Here is a 21295-nt window from a genome sequence, read left to right as displayed (position 1 = left end):
TAATTTATCTGGGACCAATTGCCCTGGATACGAGTTGAAGAGACACTTCGGAAAGCGGAAGCTTCAATGCAGCTGCGTGGCCTTTATCGGACATCTTTCGCCACGTTTTTTGTAAAATGTCAATCGTTTTTTCTTCGGGATGTTTCGCGGCAAAGGGTTCAAAATAATATTCTAGAAATACCAAACAGATGACATCCTCCAAAGTCTGTGTCTCCTTGTTCTTTTTTAATTGTTTCTTTTCTAGAAGAAATCCGACCTTTTTAATCACTTCCTCTGGGTAACCAACTTGTTCTAAAATGGAAGCCGCTTTTTTGACATGGAACTTCTTCAACTCTTGTCGCCATCTTAGATACCCTTCGCGATTCATTTCGAAGGAATCACGTGTGATTTCCCAGCGACGAATATGTTGACAACGTGCTGTCAACTGCAAGACCTCGGAGGCATTTGGAGCAAAGGTGTTCAATTGCTCGGTCATTCGTTGAGCGTACAGCAATTCTTTAGGATATGTTTTTCCTTGGAAGACTTCTGTATTCGGGTCTTCCTTATTTGCGGCATCAAAAAGCGTAAAAGCATGTTGTAGTTGATCCGAAATCGACATATCAATGGGTTTTGACCAAAACTATTCAGAAAAGCCTACATACACAAAGCCATCCTCGATTTTAACGGGATAGGTGGCAATAGCTTCTAAGTCCCCATTGAGGTGTTTTCCTGTTTTTAATGAGAAATTGTTCTTGTGCAAAGGGCAAGCCACTTTGGGTTCTAGGTTTTCATCACCGATCATTCCTCGAGACAAGACCATTTCCATTTTGTGGGGACATAGATTTTGACAGGCGTACCAGGCATTTTTCCTAGTGAAATTGAAAATCGCGACTTGCTTGTCCTTATACTTGATGCATGCCCCTCCATTTTTTGGGAATTTGGAAATCGCTGCCGCTTTAAACCAAATTTTTACATCTTCGGCAGGTACAGTTTCATAAAGGTTTAAACTAGCAATCATAATTTAGGTTTTTACAATTATCAATTATCAATGAACAATGAACAATGAACAATGAACAATGAACAATGAACAATGAACAATGAACAATTGGGAGTGAACATGATGGGTTGAATTTCACACCCATGCCTTTGGCATTTTTTGTGCTCTCAACGATACGAACTCGATGTTGTCATCGGTCTCTTCAGAGTTTACGAAATGTGTATAGCGCTCTCTTATTTCAGGAGTTTCGACAGCTTCTGTCCACTCGCATTTATAGGAATCGACCAAGGCCTGCATTTCGGCATCCAGTTCGTCGACAATCCCTAAAGAGTCGTTGATGATTACATTTTGCAAATAGGTAATACCTCCTTCTAACTTTTCCAGCCAGGGAGCGGTTCGTTGTAGCGGGAGCGCTGTTTTGATATAGAACATGATAAAACGGTCTACATAGGTTATGGCGGTTTCCTTAGCTACTTTTTCAGCCAGTAAAATGGCATGTTTTGGATTTGCACCTCCATTTCCACCAACATATACATTCCAGCCACCTTCTACAGCGATGAATCCGAAATCTTTGCCTCTTGCTTCGGCACATTCGCGGATACACCCAGATACCCCTCCTTTAAATTTATGTGGAGAGCGAATGCCTTTATAGCGATTTTCGATTTCTACGGCGAAGCTTACACTTTCATCCATTCCGTAACGACACCAGGTAGAGCCGACACAGCTTTTTACCGTACGGAGGGATTTCCCATAGGCTTGCCCTGTTTCAAATCCTTCTTTGATGAGTTCTTCCCAAATTAAAGGCAGCTCATGCAACTTCGCTCCGAACATATCGATTCGTTGCCCACCCGTGATTTTGGTGTATAAATCATATTTCTCGGCAATTCGACCCATGGCGATAAGCTGCTTGGGAGTGATTTCGCCACCTGCGACCCTAGGTACCACGGAATAGGTTCCGTTTCGCTGAATATTCGCTAAGTATCTGTCGTTAGTATCTTGAATAGTACTTTGTCTGTTCGCGGTTTCGTTGTAAATACTGGCAAAAATGGCTGCTATGGCAGGCTTACAGACCTCACAACCATGGCCTTTGCCCACCGTGTCCAACAGTTCATCATAATCTTGTATACCTCTTAATTTAACAATGTCGAACAGCTCTTGCCGCGAATATTCGAAGTGTTCACATAGGTTTACCCTGAGTGTTTTTCCGATTGTTTTTAAACTCTCTGTTATTAAATCGGCCACCATCGGCTTGCAGCCGCCGCACCCGGTGGCCGCTTTTGTGGCTTTCGCGACCAACTTGATATTCTCATTTCCATCGTCCAAAACCGAAGAGCAAATTGCGCCCTTGGTCACTGCTTCACAGGAGCAGACTACTGCGGTATCCGGTAAATCCATAGCACTACCAAAGGAAGTGCCACCTTCACCGCGCCCCCCGATAATAAGAACTTCAGGGTGTTCGGGCAATGACATTTCATTCTGATACATCTGAAGTAGCATATTGTAATCTTCGGCTTCGCCGACCAAAATTCCGCCCAATAGTCTTTTACCATCATGGGAGACATTGATGCGTTTATATAGACTTTCCGTCTTATTTTCAAAAATGATGGAATGACCCTTCTCGGGAGGCATAAAAGGTGTCCCAAAGCTGGCCACATCAACACCGATTAGTTTTAATTTGGTCGACATGTCGATTTCCGCGGCCATGACCGATTCTTGCTTCCCGAGAATTCGATCTACGGCTACTTGCGCCATTTCGTAACCAGGTGCTACGAGACCATAGATCATTTGGTTATATAATGCGACCTCGCCAATAGCCAAAATATGTGGGTCGGATGTTTCCATTCTGCTATTGACTACAATACCACCGCGTGTTCCCATGGTTAAACCGGCATTTTTACCGAGTTCATCACGAGGTCGTATACCGGCTGAAATCACTAACATGTCTACATTTAGGATATCGTCCTCACCGAATTCCATGCCGGTGATTTTGCCATTTCCCAAAATCTGATTCGTGGCTTTGCTCAGGTGGATATGAATACCCATTGACTCTAATTTTACCTGCAGTACTCTACTGCTTCTACTGTCGAGCTGTCGCGGCATTAACTTTGGCGCGAATTCCACCACATGTGGCTCGAGCCCCATGTCCATAACGGCCTTTGCCGCTTCCAATCCTAGTAGGCCACCTCCAAGTATGGCGGCTTTTCCTCCCTTTATGGTTGCCGCATAGGCCAAGGTGTCTTGTAAATCCTCTATCGTACGGTATACAAATACGCCATTTTTCTCCACCCCTCGAATAGGGGGAACAAAAGGAACGGATCCCGTGGCCAGTACCAGATAGTCATAGGCAACACTTTTGCCTTTGGAGGTAGTCACCGTTTTAACGTCGCTATCAATGTCGGAAACGCGCTCATGGGTATGCAATTCGATTCTATTTTGCTCATACCAACTTCTGGGTGCAAGACGCAAGCGTTCCGCATCCCCATCTTCGAAGAACTCACTTAAATGAACACGGTCATAGGCGACGCGAGGTTCTTCCCCGAAAACGATAAGCCTATAGCTAGAGGTATCCGACTGGGCCACAAACTTCTCGCAGAATTTAAACCCCACCATTCCATTTCCAACGACTACAACTGTTTTCATAAGCTTCGATTTTAATACGAAAACACAATATTACGTATTAATACGTATTTTTTATCTGTTTATATGGAAATAAATACGTATTCTTGTTGCGGATATGATAATCTTTCCATAAAAAAGTAGTAATATGAAAAACGAAAACTCACCGAAAGTAAGCTTGGTAGGTGCAGGGCCTGGAAGCAAAGACTTAATTACATTAAGGGGTTTGAGGGTTTTGAATGCTGCTGACATCATTTTATATGATGCCTTGGTGAGCGAGGAGCTTCTTTTGGAAGTAGATGCTTCGATACCGAAAATATACGTAGGTAAGCGCTGTAGTAAGCATTCCTTTACCCAAGATAATATCAACATCCTTATGGTTGAAAATGCATTCAAATATGGACATGTAGTTCGTCTTAAAGGAGGGGACCCCTTTGTCTTTGGACGAGCACAAGAGGAGATTGATTATGTGGAATCCTTTGGTATCCCCGTTTCCGTAATACCCGGAATTTCAAGTGCCTTGGCAGTGCCCTCCGGCCAAGGAATACCCATGACACGACGCGGCGTTAGTAGTAGTTTTTGGGTGATGACAGCGACCAAGCGCGACGGTTCTTTTTCCGAGGATTTGATTTATGCGTCTAAATCTTCAGCGACCATGGTCATTCTAATGGGTATTCGAAAATTATCGAAAATAACTCTTGAAGTTAGTAAATATAGAGGGTGTGAGATGCCAATAGCTATTGTTCAAAATGGAACTCTTGACAATGAATGCTGTACCATTGGTACCTTGGGCACAATCAATTCATATTATGAAACTTTGGATGTTTCCAAACCTGGAATTATCATTATAGGAAATGTAGTGGCCGAACACCCTGCCTTTTTTGAAGAAGAGGTACAGCGCGTACTCCATTCTAGCCTATAGGTGTATCTTAGTAAATAAGGTCAGTTGATTGATACTTTAATTTTCTTTCTTTTTTATTTTTTTTTTTGAATTCTTCAATTTCATTATCTCTTTTTTCACAATTCTGGATTTTCAGAGAACACTTTATCCCATCCTCATAAAAATACGTATAACAACAAATATTTGGCACTATAAATACGTATAAATACGTATTAGTACGTATTTTTGACCCGTTAAGTAGTATAACCTTATAAATCGTATTGAATATGAAATCAATTTTGAAAATCTCCTTTTTTCTATCGGTAACCCTATTAATGGTTGCTTGTGGTGGAAAGGAAGCTAAAAAAGCCACAGAAAAGACTTCTGAAGCCGTCGCATCAAAAACACAACAATTGGATATTGAAAAACCACAACTCACATTCGGGTTTATAAAATTAACGGATATGGCTCCTTTGGCTATCGCCAAAGAAAAGGGGTTCTTTGAAGAGGAAGGGCTTTTTGTTTCTGTTGAAGCCCAGTCGAATTGGAAGAATGTATTGGACCGCGTCATTGATGGACAGTTAGACGGTTCGCACATGTTGGCCGGACAGCCTATTGCAGCTGGTGCCGGATTCGGAAGACAAGCACAATTGGTAACTCCCTTTTCCATGGATTTGAACGGAAATGGAATCACGGTTTCGAATGATGTTTGGTCAAAAATGAAACCAAACGTTCCGAAAGGATCCGATGGAAAACCGATTCACCCTATTAAAGCAGACGCGTTAAAACCCGTAATTACCGACTACAAGAATAGTGGTAAACCTTTTAAAATGGGAATGGTATTTCCTGTCTCCACACACAACTATGAAATTCGATATTGGTTGGCGGCTGCCGGAATTCATCCGGGCATGTACACTGCTGACAACGTACAGGGTCAAATTGATGCTGAGGTTTTACTTTCGGTGACACCACCGCCGCAAATGCCAGCTACTTTGGAATCTGGAACTATTTATGGGTACTGTGTGGGTGAACCATGGAATCAGCAAGCTGTATTTAAGGGTATCGGAGTTCCTGTAACCACGAACTATGATATCTGGAAAAACAATCCTGAGAAGGTTTTCGTAATGACAAAAAAGTTTGTCGATGACAATCCGAATACGGCGGTTGCTGTTACCAAAGCATTGATTCGTGCAGGTAAATGGCTGGATGAGCCTTCGAATAGAGCGGAGGCTGTAAAGGTTCTTTCTATGTCTCAATACGTAGGTGCGCCAGAAGAGGTATTGGCGAATTCTATGACCGGAACTTTCGAATTCGAAAAAGGTGACAAGCGCGAGATGCCCGATTTCAATGTCTTTTACAAGTACAATGCAACCTATCCTTTTTATTCGGATGGTATTTGGTTCCTAACGCAAATGCGTAGATGGGGACAAATTCCTGAAACAAAAACCGCAGAGTGGTATGGTTCGACCATCAAAGACATTTACCGTCCTGATATCTGGAAAAAAGCTGCGGACTTGTTGGTGGCTGAAGGACAAATTCCCGCAACCGATATTCCTGAAACGGATGGATACAAACCCGTAACCGCTGATTTTATTGATGGAACGTCCTTCGATGCAAAAGATCCAATCGGATACATCAATAGTTTTTCCATCGGAAATAAAGACTAAGAAATTCTATTCTCATAATCGAAGCAAAGTAAAGCAGCATGGAACAAGAAATCACATTAAAAAAAGAAAGTCAACCCTTGGCATTTTTAAAGCCTTTGGTCGTCAAGTTTACGCCAAAGTTTCAAAAGGGGGATATTATTTCTTCCTTAAAGAAAACGGGAATTACCATTGTCTCGATCCTATTGTTTTTGGGCTTATGGCATTTGGGTTCCAAGGCCCTGTATAATAAAGAAGCAGCCTACAAAATCGAGAAGGCACTAACGGAACAGGGGCAGGCAGCGGCAGATGCCGAACGTGCCTGTATCGCCTCAGGCGATAGTAGTTGTCAACCGAATACACTGCCTTCTCCGGCTCAAGTTTGGAGTTCGCTACAGGCCTTAATTGCAGACCACAAAGTAATTACTGCAGACAAAGCAGCCTTTGTTGAAAAGATGGCCGAAACGAATATCAAGTTAGTGGAACAGGGTAAAGATGCGATTGTCTATACCGGTCGTGCCTCCTTTGTGGATATTGTTTTGACCAGTATAAAAACCGTGTTCGCTGGTTTTCTATTGGCGCTTTTAATTGCTGTACCTATTGGAGTTATTATCGGTTTGAGTCCCTCGTTACGAAGTGCGTTCAACTGGTTTATTCAAGTTTTTAAACCCGTATCCCCTGTAGTTTGGTACTTACTGGTTTTCATGATCGTAAAGACCTTGTATATTGGGGATAGCTCGGATAATGCTTTCGTGATTTCCTTTATAAGTGTGGGTTTATGTGCCATGTGGGCGACGCTCGTCAATACGGCTATGGGCGTTTCTTCGGTGGATAAAGATTACATCAATGTTGCAAAAGTTTTAAAATTAGGCACGTTTCAAAAGGTGTTTAAAGTGATTTTGCCTTCCTCCTTACCCTTGATCTTTACGGGATTACGAATTACCCTTTCAGTAGCTTGGATGGTTTTAATTGCCATCGAACTATTGGCCCAAAGTCAAGGACTAGGACTCTTTGTTTGGGAAGAATTCCAAAACGGAGCGAACGATTCAAACGCAAAAATTATCGTGGCCATGTTCATCATCGGTATCATCGGTTTCTTATTGGATAGACTGATGCTAACCGTACAGAATATGGTCTCGTTCAACAAAAACGAGGGAGTATAAAAAAGATATAAGACAGCTACACTGCTAGACGTAAGACGAATCATTCATAACTAAAAAGATGGCATACCTAGAACTAAATAACATCAATAAAACCTACGGAGAAGGAGAAAACGCTACTGAAGTGCTTTCAGATATCAATCTCTCTATAGAGGAAGGAGAATTTGTTGCCATCGTGGGCTTTACCGGAAGTGGAAAAACAACTTTGGTCAACCTGATCAATGGACTCCTAAAGCCAAGCAGCGGTGAGGTTTTGTTCAAAGGAGAACCTGTGGTGGATACAAGTCATGAAAGGGGCGTGATTTTTCAAAACTATTCCTTATTGCCGTGGTTAACGGTAGGGCAGAATGTCTATATGGCGGTCAAAGAAGCTTTTCCAAAGGAGTCTAAAAGTACATTACAGCAGAGGGTTCGGGACTATGTCGATATGGTCAGCCTAACGCCTGCGATTAACAAAAGACCAAAGGAACTATCTGGGGGAATGCGTCAGCGTGTGGCGGTCGCAAGGGCCTTGGCCATGAATCCTGAGATGATCATCATGGACGAACCTTTAGGAGCTTTAGACGCTCTGACCCGGGGTAATCTTCAAGATGAGATTTTGAATATCTGGAGTAAAGACAAACGCACTGCGCTCTTGATTACCAATGATGTAGACGAAGGTATTTATATGGCGGATAGAATTATTCCTTTAAAGCCTGGACCAAATGCGACTTTGGGTCCGGAGTTTAAAATTGATATTGAACGGCCGAGAGACAAGACAGCTTTGAATGATAATCCAAATTATAAGAAAACTAGAAATGCCATCATCGAATACTTGATGGATATAGGTGAGTCTCGTAAATCGGTTTCCCAAGAGGAATTCGTACTTCCTGAAATCCCACCAAAGAGTTTTGTAGCCTAAAAAAAGAAAACCATGAGTACAGCAAGTATGACAAAACCAATCACCGAAAACGGAATTCTATTTCCGTCGAAAGTGATGTTGGACCTATCGAAACTGAAGAAGGTATATTCCACACCAAAAGGTGATTATGTGGTATTGGAAGATTTGAACCTGCAAATAATGAAGGAAGAGTTCGTTACTATTATCGGGCACTCCGGTTGCGGAAAAACGACCATGTTATCAATGATTGCAGGCCTAAACCCAATTTCAGGAGGAAACATTGCCGTTTTGGGGAACCCTGTAAAAGGCCCTGGACCCGATCGCGGAGTGATTTTTCAATCGCCAAGTCTCATGCCCTGGATGACCGCTTTGGAAAATGTGTTGTTGGGAGTCAATCAAGTCTTTCCCCATGCTACAAAGGCACAACGAAAAGACATCGCCAAATACTATTTACACAAAGTAGGACTTGATGGCGCTTTCGATAAAAAGGCCATCGAATTATCGCAAGGCATGCAACAACGAGTTGGTATTGCCAGGGCTTTTGCTATAAAGCCCAAAGTGCTCTTACTCGATGAACCTTTCGGCATGCTCGATTCCTTGACCCGTGGAGAACTGCAAGACATTCTAATAGAAATCTGGAACAAAGAAAAAATTACCGCCGTAATGATTACACATGATGTTGATGAAGCCATTTTTCTGGCCGATAGGGTGGTTATGATGACCAGTGGTCCAAGGGCTAAAATTGGAGATATACTGGATATTGAATTCGAACGTCCCCGTACTAGAAAATCCGTATTGGAGCATGATGATTATTACACCTATCGCAAACATTTGATAGACTTTTTAGAGCACTGATAACCAAAATTAAATCACACGTATGAACTGAGCTTACTAAGCGTTATTGCCTTTCGATTGCTATAGTGGCGAATGACATACAACCTTTAAGAATCCATTAAAAATACACAGATGAAAAAACAACAACTCGTAGTTGTCCTAGCCTTGCTATGCACTACATTTACCTTTGCACAATTTACTTTAGATGGTCAGTTTAAGCCGAGAACAGAGTACCGCAATGGCTTTGGAAGCATTATTCCCGATGCTGCGGATCCGGGTTACGCGATTTCGACCAGAATACGTCTTAATGCGGGGTATACCTTTGATTCCTATCAATTCTATGTTAGCCTACAGGATGTAATGGTTTGGGGGGAAAATCGACAAATATTGCCCGATGATCAAAACGATTCTTTTGCGGTCTTCGAGGCTTGGGCAAATATCCACCTTGGAAAGGGGTGGTCTACAAAACTAGGGCGCCAAGTACTCTCCTATGATGACCAACGCATTTTTGGCGGACTCGATTGGGCACAACAAGCACGTAATCATGATGCGGGGCTTCTAAAATACAAGAGCGAGAAGTTCATGCTCGATATCGGTCTCGCCTTTAGTCAGGATTTTGATAATCCCACAGGATTTCAGTCCGTTGGAACGGCCTATAACACAGCAGGTTTCTTTACCTATAAGACCATGCAGTATGCCTATTTGAAACAACAATGGACGAATCTTTCAGGAAGTTTATTGCTTTTGAACAATGGCTTCCAGAATTTTACGGGAGAAGCGGATGCCCGTGTAGCCGATGGTACTAGTAATCTTCAGACCCTAGGAACCCATTTGAACTATAAAAAAGGAAGCTTCGGGGCGGCGCTCAACGCCTTTATTCAAACAGGTGAACGACAGGGGCAAGTCGATGTCAAAGGTGCTTATTTACTGGGATTGGACTTGAGTTATAAGGCGACCTCAAAGGTAGGTCTAGGCATAGGGGTCGAGGTCATCAGCGGAAATGATGGAGAAGCGGGCGAAACGGGAGCCTTCTTTCCCTTATATGGCACCAATCATAAGTTCAACGGGTTTATGGATTATTTCTATGTTGGAAATCATGCCAATTCCATTGGATTGTTCGACATACACGCAAGTGCCAAGTTTACCCTTGGTAAGACCTCAAGTTTATTGGTAAAGGTGTTGAACTTCAGCGGAGAGCAAGAATTAGCGAGTGGAGAAAAGTCATTGGGCACAGAGGTAGACCTGGTATTCGCCAAGAAATTCAAAGGTTACGGGTTAGCGATCGGCTATTCCCAAATGTTCGCGAACGACGGTATGTATGAGTTGAAAGGAGTTTCCGAAGATTTGGCCGCCGGTACGCAAAACTGGGCTTGGGTGCAACTCACCATGAAACCAAAATTCCTGAACACGGCCAAGAAAGACTAGTCCGTAAAGATGCTTCGATAGGCTATCATGACCCTCTGGGGTTGTGGTAGCTTTTTTGTTCGTACGATCATCCTGAGTACTTGACTTCGATTTGTACAGGCTCCTTTGAAGTGTATTGAAACACTTTTACGCTGCGCCATCCTCAGTGGAGTCGAAGGATTAGGAATACAAAGGGGCTTTGATTATGCTCAGACTGACATTTGAATAACATCCTACATTCCACGTCGAGCACCCAACAAAAATGCTATATTTGTACGTATAACTACTTATAGTATTATCGTATTTTGAATCAAACTACCATAGTTTTAGTTGACGACCATGTACTAGTGCGCGATGGTATTCGTGCCCTTTTAGAAAGCGAAGAAGATTTGGTTGTTATTGGGGAAGGTGCTGATGGTACTGAAGCAATAGCGCTTGTAGAAGCCAAAAAACCGGATATACTGATTATCGATATTCGAATGCCTAGGATGACGGGTATCGAAGCGGTGGAAAAATTAAGTGCTGCAAATGCAGAAGTCAAATGCATTATTCTCTCTATGCACGATTCTGAGGAGTATATTTTGCAATCCGTGGCGGCAGGTGCCAAGGGTTATTTGCTCAAGGATACCGGTAAAGTAGAGTTCATCAAGGCCATTCATACGGTACAGGAAGGTGGAAAGTACTATAGCGGGGATATTTCGAATGTTTTGGTCAACAATTTGCTGAATCCAAAAGCAAAGAGTAATGAGAGTCACGACAAAAACATACGTACGAACAATCCCTTTGATTTGACCAATAAGGAAATTCAGGTCTTAGAGTTGGTCTTATCAGGATTGACAAATAAACAAATTGCCGAAAAGCTACAAAATAGCAAACGTACTGTAGAAACACACCGTTTTAATCTCATGCGCAAGATGGCGGTCAAAAACTTAATGGACCTCTCAAAAAAAGCACAAGAATTCAATTTGGTCTAAGGCCGATTTATATTTTGATAATAGTAATTTCATTCCCTTTTTTTAGCAATACCCTGAAAATACCCGCTAACTATTACCATATTATTACTACGTATTAGTACGTATTTTTCTAATTTGCTTGTTCAAATATGATGCTGTCATAGATAGATTGCGCAATGCAGAAAAAGAAAACAGAAAAGACGATTTGTTCCTATTGTGGTGTGGGTTGCGGTATTGAAGTTACTGTAGATACTAGGGGTACGATTACGGTAGAAGGTGATGAAGACTACCCTGTAAATAAAGGTATGCTCTGCTCTAAAGGGCGCAATCTAAATTATGTAGCCCAAGATACTAGCGACCGTATTTTGCACCCTGAAATGCGTTGGAGCAGAAACCACCCCTTGCAAAAAGTCTCTTGGGATACGGCTTTTGAACGCGCCGCCGCGGTTTTTAAAAGTATCATTGCCAAACATGGTCCCAATAGTGTGGGCTTTTATGTGTCCGGTCAATGCTTGACCGAGGAGTATTACCTTGCCAACAAGATCGCCAAAGGCTTTATCGGGACGAATAATATCGATACCAACTCTCGTTTGTGTATGAGTTCTGCGGTGGTCGGCTATAAAAAAACGGTAGGTGAAGATTCCGTGCCCATTGCTTATGCGGATATAGAACTTGCCGATACTTTTTTGATTGCCGGTGCGAATCCCGCTTGGTGCCATCCGATTTTGTATCGTCGTTTAGAGCAACGGAAGGCAGATAACTCCGAAGTCAAAGTCATTGTTGTTGACCCTAGAAAAACACAAACAGCCGCCGCAGCTGATTTGCATTTGCAGATTCTTCCCGGTACCGATGTTGTTTTATTCAATGCGATTGCCCGTTGGTTGATAGACAAACGAAAAATCGATAAGAATTTTATAAAGAAGCACACGGTCAATTTTGAGGCCGTCAAAGAAATGGCCTTTTCCCTTTCCATTAGACAAGCGGCAGACAAGTGTGGTATTCCAGCCTCTGAAATCCGCAAAGCGGCGCAGTACATTGCAGAATCGAGCAAATTTTTAAGCATGTGGACGATGGGACTCAATCAAAGTGTGATTGGGGTGGCTAAGAACGTGTCCCTTCTCAATATTTCCCTTTTAACGGGTCAAATTGGCAAACCCGGTTGCGGTCCATTTTCACTCACAGGACAACCCAACGCGATGGGCGGTCGTGAAGTAGGAGGGATGGCAAACCTTTTGGCCGCTCATAAAGATTTAGGAAATCCGATCCATAGAAAAGAAGTCCATGATTTTTGGGGAGGAAAGGAAATCCAAGGTGAACCCGGTTATACGGCCACCGAAATGTTCGATGCTTTGGAAAAAGGGAAACTAAAAGCTATTTGGATTATCTGTACGAACCCGGTCGTAAGTATGCCCAACGCACACAAAGTAGAACGTGCATTGAAAAATGCAGCTTTTGTGGTAGTTCAGGATATTTCCCATGATTCTGAAACTACCAAGTTCGCAGATCTGCTCCTACCTGCAGCAGGTTGGTTAGAGAAGGAGGGAACGATGACCAATTCTGAGCGTCGTATCAGCTATTTGCCCAAAGTAATCGACCCACCTGCGGAAGCTTTGCCCGATGTGGAAATCTTGTGGCGCTTTGCACAAGCGATGGGTTTTAAAGGTTTTGATTACTCCACTGCCAGCGAAGTCTATGACGAGCATTGTCTGTTGACCAAAGGCACCAATATCGATATTTCCGGACTCAATTATGACCGACTAAAAAACGAAGGAAGTTTTCAATGGCCGGTTCCCCATCCTACGCATCCGGGTACCCCGAGACTTTTCAAGGACAATATCTTCTATACGCATGATACGAAGGCACATTTTAATACACCAGCTACGCTTTACAATTCATCCGAAGCAACTGATATTGATTTCCCTTTAATCTTAAATACAGGTCGTATTCGGGACCAATGGCACACCCGAACCAAAACAGGAAAAGTCAAGCGTTTGCTCACTCATATTCCGCAACCTTATCTTGAGATGAACAAGGTTGATGCGTATCTACGAAAACTGAAAGATGGTGATATCGCCGTTATCAAAAGCCGTAGGGGAGCAGTGCAAGTAAAGGTAAAAGTGACTGGCGATAGTAGGGATGGTGTCGTTTTTCTTCCGATGCATTGGGGCAAAGTATTGAATAATGATTTTGGTCGCGCCAATAATATTACGAATGATATTGTCGACCCGGTTTCCAAAGAACCTGATTTTAAATACTGTGCGGTTCAAGTGGAGAAATTTGTAAAGCAAGAGCAGAAAATAGTCGTCATCGGTGCTGGGGCTGCTGCCTATCGCTTTATACAATCGTATCGCGAGAAAAATCAAAAAGATGTTTTGCATGTGTTTTCCAAAGAAAAGGACCCCTTTTACAATCGGGTTTTGCTTCCAGAATATGTGAGTGATGAATTGTCTTGGGAATCCCTAGAAAAACTAAAGCAAGGCGAACTGGAAAAGTTGAATGTAAACCTACATCCCGGAATCGGAATAACAAACATCGATGAAACTGCCCAAAAGGTTATGGATACTGATGGAAACCAACATTCATACGACCTGCTAGTGATGGCGACAGGAAGTCGCGCCTTTGTACCCAGCGAAGTAAAAATGGACGTTCCGGGTCGGTTTACGATGCGTGAACGTGGTGATGCCGACAAGCTGAAAAGATACCTGAAAGAAACCGGATTGGCGGCCGAAGAACAGCATGTGGTCATCGTAGGAGGGGGATTACTTGGATTAGAACTCGCCGCGGCCTTAAAGAAAATACACGTCAATATCAGCATTGTACAACGCGCCCCCCGATTGATGGAGCGACAGCTCGATAATGTAGCGAGTCGCCTATTGGCCGAGGATGTTGTCGAGCGAGGAATCAACATCTATTTTGATAATGAAGTGAGCACCGTTTTTGAGGAAAAGGAAAGTACGGACTCCCTCTTGGTGAATCTCAAAACAGGTCGAACGATACAGTGCAATGCTATCGTCTATGCAATTGGCACACGACCGAATATTGAACTGGCGAAACAATCGAATCTCGAAACCCGACGTGGGGTAGTCGTCAATTCGTATTTGCAAACAAGCAATCCTTCGATATTTGCCTTGGGTGAAATTGCGGAGTTTGAAAACGCGCTATTCGGAATCACATCCGCCGCGGAGCAACAAGCTGACATTGCGGCCAACTATATTCTCGGGGATTTTAGCAGTATCTATACCGGTTCCGTATTAATGAATATTCTAAAGTTCGAGAATCTTGATTTGTGCAGTATCGGTATGGTGAACGCGCCAAAAGAGGATAGTGCCTATGAGGAAATAATTTTGATGGATGCCAGTAAACGCTTCTATAAAAAATGTATCGTTAAAGATGATATGTTAAAGGGAGCTATTCTGATGGGGGATAAAAACGAATTTGCAGAGTTCAAGCGCTTGATTGAAGAAGAAATCGAACTCTCTGAAAAACGGAATGAACTCCTGCGTGGAGCGTCAAATACGATGCCACTAAAAGGAAAACTGATTTGTTCGTGTAGTCAGGTTGGGGAAGGTAATATATGGGATGCTATTGCCGGTGGCTGTGATACTTTTAATAAACTATGTTCTGAAACCGGGGCCGGTTTGGGCTGTGGTAGCTGTAAGCCAGAAGTAAAAGCTTTGTTGGATGGTCAGCTCGCAATTTTACAATAGCAGAGGGTCAAATTGAGCGGAGTAGAAATGTTTAGATGGACGTAGCCCTTCGACTCCACTCAGCATGACTTTAGTTTAATGATAAAACTATGAATGACGATTTGCACCGCATATTGATACGTGGGGGAGTGACCTCACCGGGAGAATTGAAAGATATCATTTTCATGCTAGAGACTGCTGGTTTGAAGGAAGTCCATTTTGGGTCACGCCAAGATTTGCTTTTTCCGATGAAGGCGGCCGACGAAGTACAGTTAGAAAGTATCTCGCAATTCAATACCGAAATTGTTGGTGAACGCAAGTATCAGAATATTGTGTGCAGCTATGTTTCCGCAGATATTTTTGACATGACCTATTGGTTGAAAGGGTCTACTTATCTCTATATTTTAGAAGGTTTTGGCGATAACCCCAAGCTTAAAATCAACATCACTGACCCGAAACAAAGACTGGTACCCATTTTTAGTGGTGACTTGAATTTTGTTGCCTCTGAGAGCGAAGATTACTGGTATTTGAATGTCAAACTTCCCCATTGGCAGCGGTCGGCTACCTATCCCGTATTGATTTATACATGGGATATTGCCAAAATTTCCCAGGCTATTGAAACCATTTACGAGGATATTCAAGATGTGGACGAGCTCTTTTTTGTACTCAGCAAAAAGTTGGATACGAATAACAAGGCCATTGAAAAAGAATTGAAAATCGAGTATACGACTTTTCCCTATTACGAAGGAATGAACCGTATGGGGATTGACCAATATTGGCTGGGCTTGTATTGGCGAAACAACAAGTATGACCTCGCTTTTTTAAAGGAGTTTTGTGGTTTTTGTTTGGATAATAGTATTGGTAAAATATGTATTACTCCATGGAAATCCTTCATCGTAAAAGGTATAAAAAAAGACAGTCGCTTAGAATTAGAACGCTTTTTAGGACAATGGGGAATCAATGTACGTCACTCCCAATTGGAAATGAATTGGCATGTGCCCGTAGATGATTCAGAAGCTTTGGAACTCAAGAAGTTCTTAGTCAGAAGTTTCGACCAAAATGATATCAGCACCTATGGCCTAACTTTCGGAATTAGTAACGATGTCGGTAAACGTTCTCATTTTGCTTCGGTGATTATTGAGAAGAATGCTCTTCCTGCAATTGTACAAGACTTTGAAGTACGACCAACCTATAATGTATTGCATTTCGAAAATTTTGACCCGAATACACAAAAATACATGGCTTACGCGCAGGACGTAGATAAGATAGAACTCCCAGGATTGTTAATGGAGCTCAGTAAAAAGTACTTTGTCGAATTGGGCAAATTGGCAACAAGAGAAGAACCCGTGAATGGCAACAGTGAAAAGCAAAAGCAGTTCGTCTATCAATGCCAATCTTGTTTTACCGTATACGACAAATTGTATGGCGATGCCAAAGCAGGAATATCGGCGGGGACTATTTTTAAAGATTTGAAGGAATCTTACCAATGCCCGGTTTGTGATTCCCCAAAGAAGAATTTTGAGAAAGTAGAGTTAGAAATCAATAGTTTCTAATTCAAGAAATTTTTGGCAATTTTGGTGTATTGATTGATTTTCCAATTCAGTAGTGTAAAGGAAGCGTAAAATTTGCCTTTATGAGTGCCATTTTGAACCAAGTTTGGAGTTAGGCAATCATGTAAAATAAGGTCTTTAAGTAATTATAATAAATATAGTATTAGTTCTGTCGTCCCGACTAACCGGAAGAGTGATTTGCGAAAGCAGGTCACTTTTTTGTTTTTAGAAGCTTTCAAAATTAAGGTAAGTCCACCGGTCATTGAATTGGGTGATGTGTATTGAAAATTGAAACCAAAACTCATTGAAGTAAGTAGAATCGCTTTAATGCTTTGATCGATACGGAGTTTGAGTAATGTCTTTCTATTATTCAACTGCAAGGATGACTGGGTCACTTGAGCACAGAAGGTTCAGGCTGTTAGAATTCAAAGCACATCATTAGCCTTTTTTGGTATTGATATTCAATGTTTTAGCTTGGCCAAGACTTGGGAAAACTTTTCGGAGAACTGGTAATCGGTCTCCTCCAATTGCTCGTAGGACCAAATAAAATCGATTGCGCTCAACTCCAACAGTTTTACTACCTGTGATGTACCTAATTTGGACTCCATTGTGCGCATCATGTCATAGAATACAAAATAAGCGGGACTATCATACATGCCGGACAACGAAAGATCATCAACAAAGTCGTAGTCACATCTTTGTTCGAACAAATCAATAACCAACAATTCAAAGAGTCTGTAGTTTGTCTCTTTGCGCCGCTGGTTTTTGTTGTAAATTTTTTGATTGAACAGGGCATAGCCGCTGGCATTTTCGACCTTTGTAAAATCTGCAACATAGGTGGCCATTCCTTCCCGGAAAGCTTGTTCTATATAGTAGGCCGCGGGTTCGTTCTTTGAGAGCTTAGGCCTGGTCTGGTCTTGTATAAGATGCAAGACTTCATGCTTACAAAGGAGTTGAAGTCCGACAGCATCGTTTTTTTCAAAAGACGATACATCTATATAAAAGGAATTCGGTTCACCGTCCATCGTCCATCCTCCACCGATAGCTCCAAAAACGAAATATAACGTGATATGACGCTGGTTTGACGCCGGCAAAAAGTCGCCTAGGCTTTCAATCAAAGCCCTTTTTATTTTGGACTCTTCCGTTTTGAGATTGGTGACAAATTCGGCACCGATTTGAAACTTGGGCTTGACACGACTATAGAAAAACAGATCCGGAGCATCACTTTCGGTCAACAGGTGGCCTAAACTTTCTTTAAATGCCTTTTCGTTGGCCGACGGGCGGTAGGATTTCATTTTTTTTAGAAAACCCTGCGTTCCTTGACTGGAGACCAGTTGCTCAAAACGGATATCGGTAATGGTGTCTTCAGTCCGAAGGGTTTGGATACCCTCGATCATGTCATAATTAAAGGTAATCTCTAATTGTCCATATAAGGAAGGGAGGACAAGTAGGGCAATAAAGCAAAAAATATGGTTTTTCATCAGTTGGTTTTAGCGTCCGTCCTAAAAATAAGCAACCGGATGGAAAAAAATCTTTATTTCGATTGATTTGTATTGCGAACTGGTCTCAATCCGATTTTTGAGACTTCTTGTTTTCGAAGGATGTTATTACGACATATACCTTCGAGAATCGTAATGGGCGTCAGAAAAAAATGTTTCTGTTATTGATTGGTCTTTTCTCCTAAAGTGATAGGAGAATCGGGAAGTGATTGTTGGAGGAATAGATGGGGCAGGGGTAGCCGATGTTTCTAACGGTACAGTGACTTCACGGCTCGCAAACTCGAAGTTTCACTTACAATCGACCATTTTATGAGATTTTTTTTTGAATAAGTCAAATCATCTAAATAAATCAAATTCAAATGTTCAAGTATTTAACACTAGTAGTACTTTTTTCAAGCACTCTTTCCTTTGCCCAAGATTTACCTAGAAGGGCCGCCTTTGAATCAAAAATCGCTTGGCCCGATAATAAGACTCCAGGAGCGGTGATAAACGCTATCATAGCAGGTTCTCCTTTGGACAAAGCGGGGTTTCAAAAAGGAGATCTGATAATTGCGGTAAATGACAGACTTGTAGGCAATCAAGAGGATTGGAGTGCAATCACCTACGGTTTGAGATCTGTAGCGGATACTAAAATCGAGGTCAAGCGTAATGGAAAGCTCGTTTCAGCTATAGTGCGGCTGAAGGCAATGCCCTATGAAGAGAATAGCAATGTAAAGACCCTGTACGAGACAGTGGTCAATGATTTTGGTATAAAGCAACGTGCCATAATAACGATACCAAAAGGAAAGGAGTTGCAGAAAAACCCGGCCATTATTCTCATACAAGGCTTAAGTTGTTCTTCAGTGGAAAAGTATTCTGGCAGGAGTAACAATTGGGTAAAGCTCATACAAGACCTTGCCGAAAAATCGAACATGGTACTTTTTCGAATTGAAAAACCCGGTGTTGGTGATAGTGAAGGCGACTGCGGAAAAGTTGATTTCAAAACAGAACTAAACGGATATGAATCCGCGGTCAAATATTTGAAAAGCAGACCTTACGTCGATACCACTAAAATTGTTGTCTATGGCAACAGTATGGGTAGTGCCCTAGCACCATACCTTGCAAATACCTATGACCTCGCCGGGGTTATCTCTGATGGTACTTTTTTTAAAACCTGGTTTGAGCATATGTTGGAGATCGAGCGAAGAATACTGAATATAGAAGGCAAGACACAAGAAGAAGTTTATGAACTGATGAATACGGTTTACATTCCGTTGTATTATGAAATGCTTGTTAAAAAACGCAGTTTTGCAGCCATACTAAAAGATCATCCTGCCTATAAAAAGTACCATCGGCAAGGGTTGTACCACATGTATGGTAGGTCAATGCAGTATTATCACCAAGTACAGGATTTCAACTTTGCCAAGCAATGGGAAGACCTGAAGGTACCTGCCCGAATACGATGGGGAACCAATGATTGGATAATGACCGAAAGTGATAACGATATGATTGTGTCGGTTCTAGAAAAAAATGACCATCCTGATTATGAGCTTTTTAAATATGAGGGTCTTGACCATTGGAGTACCTTACACCCTGATTATGCCAGTAGTTATCACTTTAAACCAGGCGAATGGGAGTCGGATGTTAGCCAGCAAATTATCGATTGGGCTTGGGAAATCTTAAAAAAGGACCAGTAGTTATAGGGGTCGCATCTGCTCTTGATACTGCTTTGGGGTGATACCTTCTCGTTGCTTAAACTGCCGATAAAAGGTGGCCTTCGACGAAAACCCTACTTTTTCGGCGATTCCGATCAGACTGTACTTATGGTTTTCCTCCAGTACAATTAACGACTTGAATTCATTTACCCGTAAGGTATTTATGAATTCAAGAGGAGTCTGGTCGAATTCTTTTTTTAAAAACAACTTGAACTGAGCTGCCGAGATTTTGTCCGTTTTCAATAAACTTTTCAAGTCGAAATCAGGTTGGGTGAATACTTTTTTGGTATCAAAATGGGTTTGTATGAATTGCCGTATGACATCCTCATCGGAGATGGTGTCGTACCTATTGTAAATACGATTTCCCAGAAGAGCTGATTTTAAACTGGGAGATTCTAAAATGGCAAAGATCAAAATACCAGTGGTAACCAATATGGCTAAGATTTGATAAAAATCCTGGAAGAGAAAATCAAATGACGCCCGATAATCCGATTCGGGCAGCATAATTTCATATAAGGTTTTCGTATTCAAACGAAGTTGATAGAGCGATATGATCCAGAAAAAAAGCGCATAGCGTATGTAGCTCTTTTTTAGAAGTTTGCTCTTTAGGATCTTCAGTATTGGAATACCCAAAAAGAGATACCACAGATAAGAGAAAAATATAAATAGATGAACAGCGGCGACAATACGAATGATGTTTTCGGCATAAAAGTCCTTGAAGCCAAACTTTATGGTCATGTAGGTCACATGTAAAAGTGCAGGCAATGACAGATGAACAAGCAACTTTCTTTTGCCTATTTTTTTATGCTGTATGGTATAGATAAATAGAAACAAAAAAGCAGGTAGAAAAACGTGTTTATAGCCCCCCAGCAAAATATTGAAAAACAAGTTGTTGTTGAATGTCGGCCAATACAGCGTATAGATAAAGGGCAAGGCGAGAAAGCAACACAAAGCACCTAGAATTTTATTCTTCACAGGTTTATTCCATAAATTGAAAATACCCAAAACCAAAAGTTGAAGGTATAAACAAACAAAAATTCCGGTGGCTATCGATTCCGCCCAATACGCATTCATTTTCAGTCTATTTTATTCAAACCACAAGTAGATAACCGTTAAGACATTCCTTGTTTGATATAGCCCAAGAGAACTGATTTCAAAAACCAAAGCCATACACTATTGATACCTCTATACTTCGATAAAGAGGATTATCAATACGTCTCACCGGTTTAGAACTTTTTCAATTTATGCTAATTTTTCGAAACTTCAAGCCGACCCTGTAAATATGAATTAAAAATCCGGTCTTCCCAAAAACGAATGATTTGGCGTAGGCCAAAATCATTGTGAATAGGTCTCAAAACTTGAAATGAGACTAAAATGAGTCTGCTTGTAGTTTTCTTGAACGCTAATTTTGATGGTCAATGCAGACCTGAAACATGAGGTTGAGCGCTTAAAGCGATTGCCTTTCAACACCCAAATACCCATGTCAAGGCGATACGGTTGTATCGTATCGAAGGGGGGGC

Annotated in this window: 15 protein-coding genes; 10 read left to right on the top strand and 5 right to left on the bottom strand. The window is 41.8% G+C overall.

All coding sequences use genetic code 11. The features are described 5' to 3' along the window. Positions 1–4: 4 nt before the first annotated feature. The 3 genes from ACKWCA_RS23690 to nirB form a co-directional block, all read right to left on the bottom strand. Positions 5–598 carry a DUF4202 domain-containing protein gene (locus ACKWCA_RS23690; RefSeq protein WP_413980735.1) on the bottom strand — a complete coding sequence of 198 codons (594 nt, stop codon included), beginning with the start codon at positions 596–598 and terminating at the stop codon, positions 5–7. A gap of 21 nt (positions 599–619) precedes the next feature. Beyond that, the gene (nirD, locus tag ACKWCA_RS23685; protein ID WP_413980734.1) at positions 620–997 is read right to left on the bottom strand and encodes a nitrite reductase small subunit NirD; all 378 of its coding nucleotides are present in this window, start codon (positions 995–997) and stop codon (positions 620–622) included. A gap of 114 nt (positions 998–1111) precedes the next feature. Further along, the gene (gene nirB / locus ACKWCA_RS23680) at positions 1112–3616 is read right to left on the bottom strand and encodes a nitrite reductase large subunit NirB (RefSeq protein WP_413980733.1); all 2505 of its coding nucleotides are present in this window, start codon (positions 3614–3616) and stop codon (positions 1112–1114) included. Positions 3617–3740: 124 nt separating this feature from the next. On the opposite strand from nirB, the gene cobA reads away from it, so the two are divergent. The 9 genes from cobA (at position 3741) to ACKWCA_RS23635 (ending at position 16585) form a co-directional block, all read left to right on the top strand. After that, on the top strand, positions 3741–4514 hold the full coding sequence (cobA, locus tag ACKWCA_RS23675; protein WP_413980732.1) for a uroporphyrinogen-III C-methyltransferase: 774 nt from the start codon (positions 3741–3743) through the stop codon (positions 4512–4514). A gap of 245 nt (positions 4515–4759) precedes the next feature. Next, the gene (locus ACKWCA_RS23670) at positions 4760–6139 is read left to right on the top strand and encodes a CmpA/NrtA family ABC transporter substrate-binding protein (RefSeq protein WP_413980731.1); all 1380 of its coding nucleotides are present in this window, start codon (positions 4760–4762) and stop codon (positions 6137–6139) included. A gap of 38 nt (positions 6140–6177) precedes the next feature. Then, a complete protein-coding gene (locus tag ACKWCA_RS23665; protein ID WP_413980730.1) occupies positions 6178–7278 on the top strand; it encodes an ABC transporter permease in 1101 nt (366 codons plus the stop codon). Between the two features lie 58 nt (positions 7279–7336). Next, positions 7337–8176 carry an ABC transporter ATP-binding protein gene (locus ACKWCA_RS23660; protein WP_413980729.1) on the top strand — a complete coding sequence of 280 codons (840 nt, stop codon included), beginning with the start codon at positions 7337–7339 and terminating at the stop codon, positions 8174–8176. Between the two features lie 12 nt (positions 8177–8188). Further along, on the top strand, positions 8189–9010 hold the full coding sequence (locus ACKWCA_RS23655; RefSeq protein ID WP_413980728.1) for an ABC transporter ATP-binding protein: 822 nt from the start codon (positions 8189–8191) through the stop codon (positions 9008–9010). A gap of 111 nt (positions 9011–9121) precedes the next feature. Beyond that, the gene (locus tag ACKWCA_RS23650; RefSeq protein ID WP_413980727.1) at positions 9122–10414 is read left to right on the top strand and encodes an alginate export family protein; all 1293 of its coding nucleotides are present in this window, start codon (positions 9122–9124) and stop codon (positions 10412–10414) included. Between the two features lie 284 nt (positions 10415–10698). Continuing rightward, entirely contained in the window at positions 10699–11367 is a 669-nt protein-coding gene (locus ACKWCA_RS23645; RefSeq protein WP_413980726.1) for a response regulator transcription factor, read from the top strand. A gap of 155 nt (positions 11368–11522) precedes the next feature. Continuing rightward, positions 11523–15053 carry a molybdopterin-dependent oxidoreductase gene (locus tag ACKWCA_RS23640; RefSeq protein ID WP_413980725.1) on the top strand — a complete coding sequence of 1177 codons (3531 nt, stop codon included), beginning with the start codon at positions 11523–11525 and terminating at the stop codon, positions 15051–15053. Positions 15054–15142: 89 nt separating this feature from the next. After that, positions 15143–16585, top strand: a complete 1443-nt coding sequence (locus tag ACKWCA_RS23635; protein ID WP_413980724.1) for a rubredoxin — start codon at positions 15143–15145, stop codon at positions 16583–16585. Between the two features lie 458 nt (positions 16586–17043). On the opposite strand, the gene ACKWCA_RS23630 is transcribed toward ACKWCA_RS23635, so the two are convergent. Continuing rightward, positions 17044–18063, bottom strand: a complete 1020-nt coding sequence (locus tag ACKWCA_RS23630) for a DUF5700 domain-containing putative Zn-dependent protease (protein ID WP_413980723.1) — start codon at positions 18061–18063, stop codon at positions 17044–17046. A 377-nt stretch (positions 18064–18440) separates the two neighbouring features. Between ACKWCA_RS23630 and ACKWCA_RS23625 the strand changes: the two genes are divergently transcribed. Continuing rightward, entirely contained in the window at positions 18441–19757 is a 1317-nt protein-coding gene (locus ACKWCA_RS23625; RefSeq protein ID WP_413980722.1) for an alpha/beta fold hydrolase, read from the top strand. On the opposite strand, the gene ACKWCA_RS23620 is transcribed toward ACKWCA_RS23625, so the two are convergent. Then, positions 19758–20849 (bottom strand): helix-turn-helix domain-containing protein, encoded by a 1092-nt coding sequence (locus tag ACKWCA_RS23620; RefSeq protein ID WP_413980721.1) that lies wholly within the window; start codon positions 20847–20849, stop codon positions 19758–19760. Between the last annotated feature and the right edge of the window lie 446 nt (positions 20850–21295).

The organism is Maribacter corallii (assembly GCF_047345415.1).
GTDB lineage: Bacteria > Bacteroidota > Bacteroidia > Flavobacteriales > Flavobacteriaceae > Maribacter_C.
This window is presented reverse-complemented; position numbering and strand designations above follow the sequence as displayed.

Bases quoted from the DNA above. Each gene is read 5' to 3' on its own strand.
- ACKWCA_RS23650 (WP_413980727.1), top strand. From the start codon at position 9,122: ATGAAAAAACAACAACTCGTAGTTGTCCTAGCCTTGCTATGCACTACA.
- ACKWCA_RS23635 (WP_413980724.1), top strand. From the start codon at position 15,143: ATGAATGACGATTTGCACCGCATATTGATACGTGGGGGAGTGACCTCA.
- ACKWCA_RS23630 (WP_413980723.1), bottom strand. From the start codon at position 18,063: ATGAAAAACCATATTTTTTGCTTTATTGCCCTACTTGTCCTCCCTTCC.
- ACKWCA_RS23690 (WP_413980735.1), bottom strand. From the start codon at position 598: ATGTCGATTTCGGATCAACTACAACATGCTTTTACGCTTTTTGATGCC.
- ACKWCA_RS23640 (WP_413980725.1), top strand. From the start codon at position 11,523: ATGCAGAAAAAGAAAACAGAAAAGACGATTTGTTCCTATTGTGGTGTG.
- cobA (WP_413980732.1), top strand. From the start codon at position 3,741: ATGAAAAACGAAAACTCACCGAAAGTAAGCTTGGTAGGTGCAGGGCCT.
- nirB (WP_413980733.1), bottom strand. From the start codon at position 3,616: ATGAAAACAGTTGTAGTCGTTGGAAATGGAATGGTGGGGTTTAAATTC.
- ACKWCA_RS23670 (WP_413980731.1), top strand. From the start codon at position 4,760: ATGAAATCAATTTTGAAAATCTCCTTTTTTCTATCGGTAACCCTATTA.
- ACKWCA_RS23665 (WP_413980730.1), top strand. From the start codon at position 6,178: ATGGAACAAGAAATCACATTAAAAAAAGAAAGTCAACCCTTGGCATTT.
- nirD (WP_413980734.1), bottom strand. From the start codon at position 997: ATGATTGCTAGTTTAAACCTTTATGAAACTGTACCTGCCGAAGATGTA.
- ACKWCA_RS23660 (WP_413980729.1), top strand. From the start codon at position 7,337: ATGGCATACCTAGAACTAAATAACATCAATAAAACCTACGGAGAAGGA.
- ACKWCA_RS23655 (WP_413980728.1), top strand. From the start codon at position 8,189: ATGAGTACAGCAAGTATGACAAAACCAATCACCGAAAACGGAATTCTA.
- ACKWCA_RS23620 (WP_413980721.1), bottom strand. From the start codon at position 20,849: ATGAATGCGTATTGGGCGGAATCGATAGCCACCGGAATTTTTGTTTGT.
- ACKWCA_RS23625 (WP_413980722.1), top strand. From the start codon at position 18,441: ATGTTCAAGTATTTAACACTAGTAGTACTTTTTTCAAGCACTCTTTCC.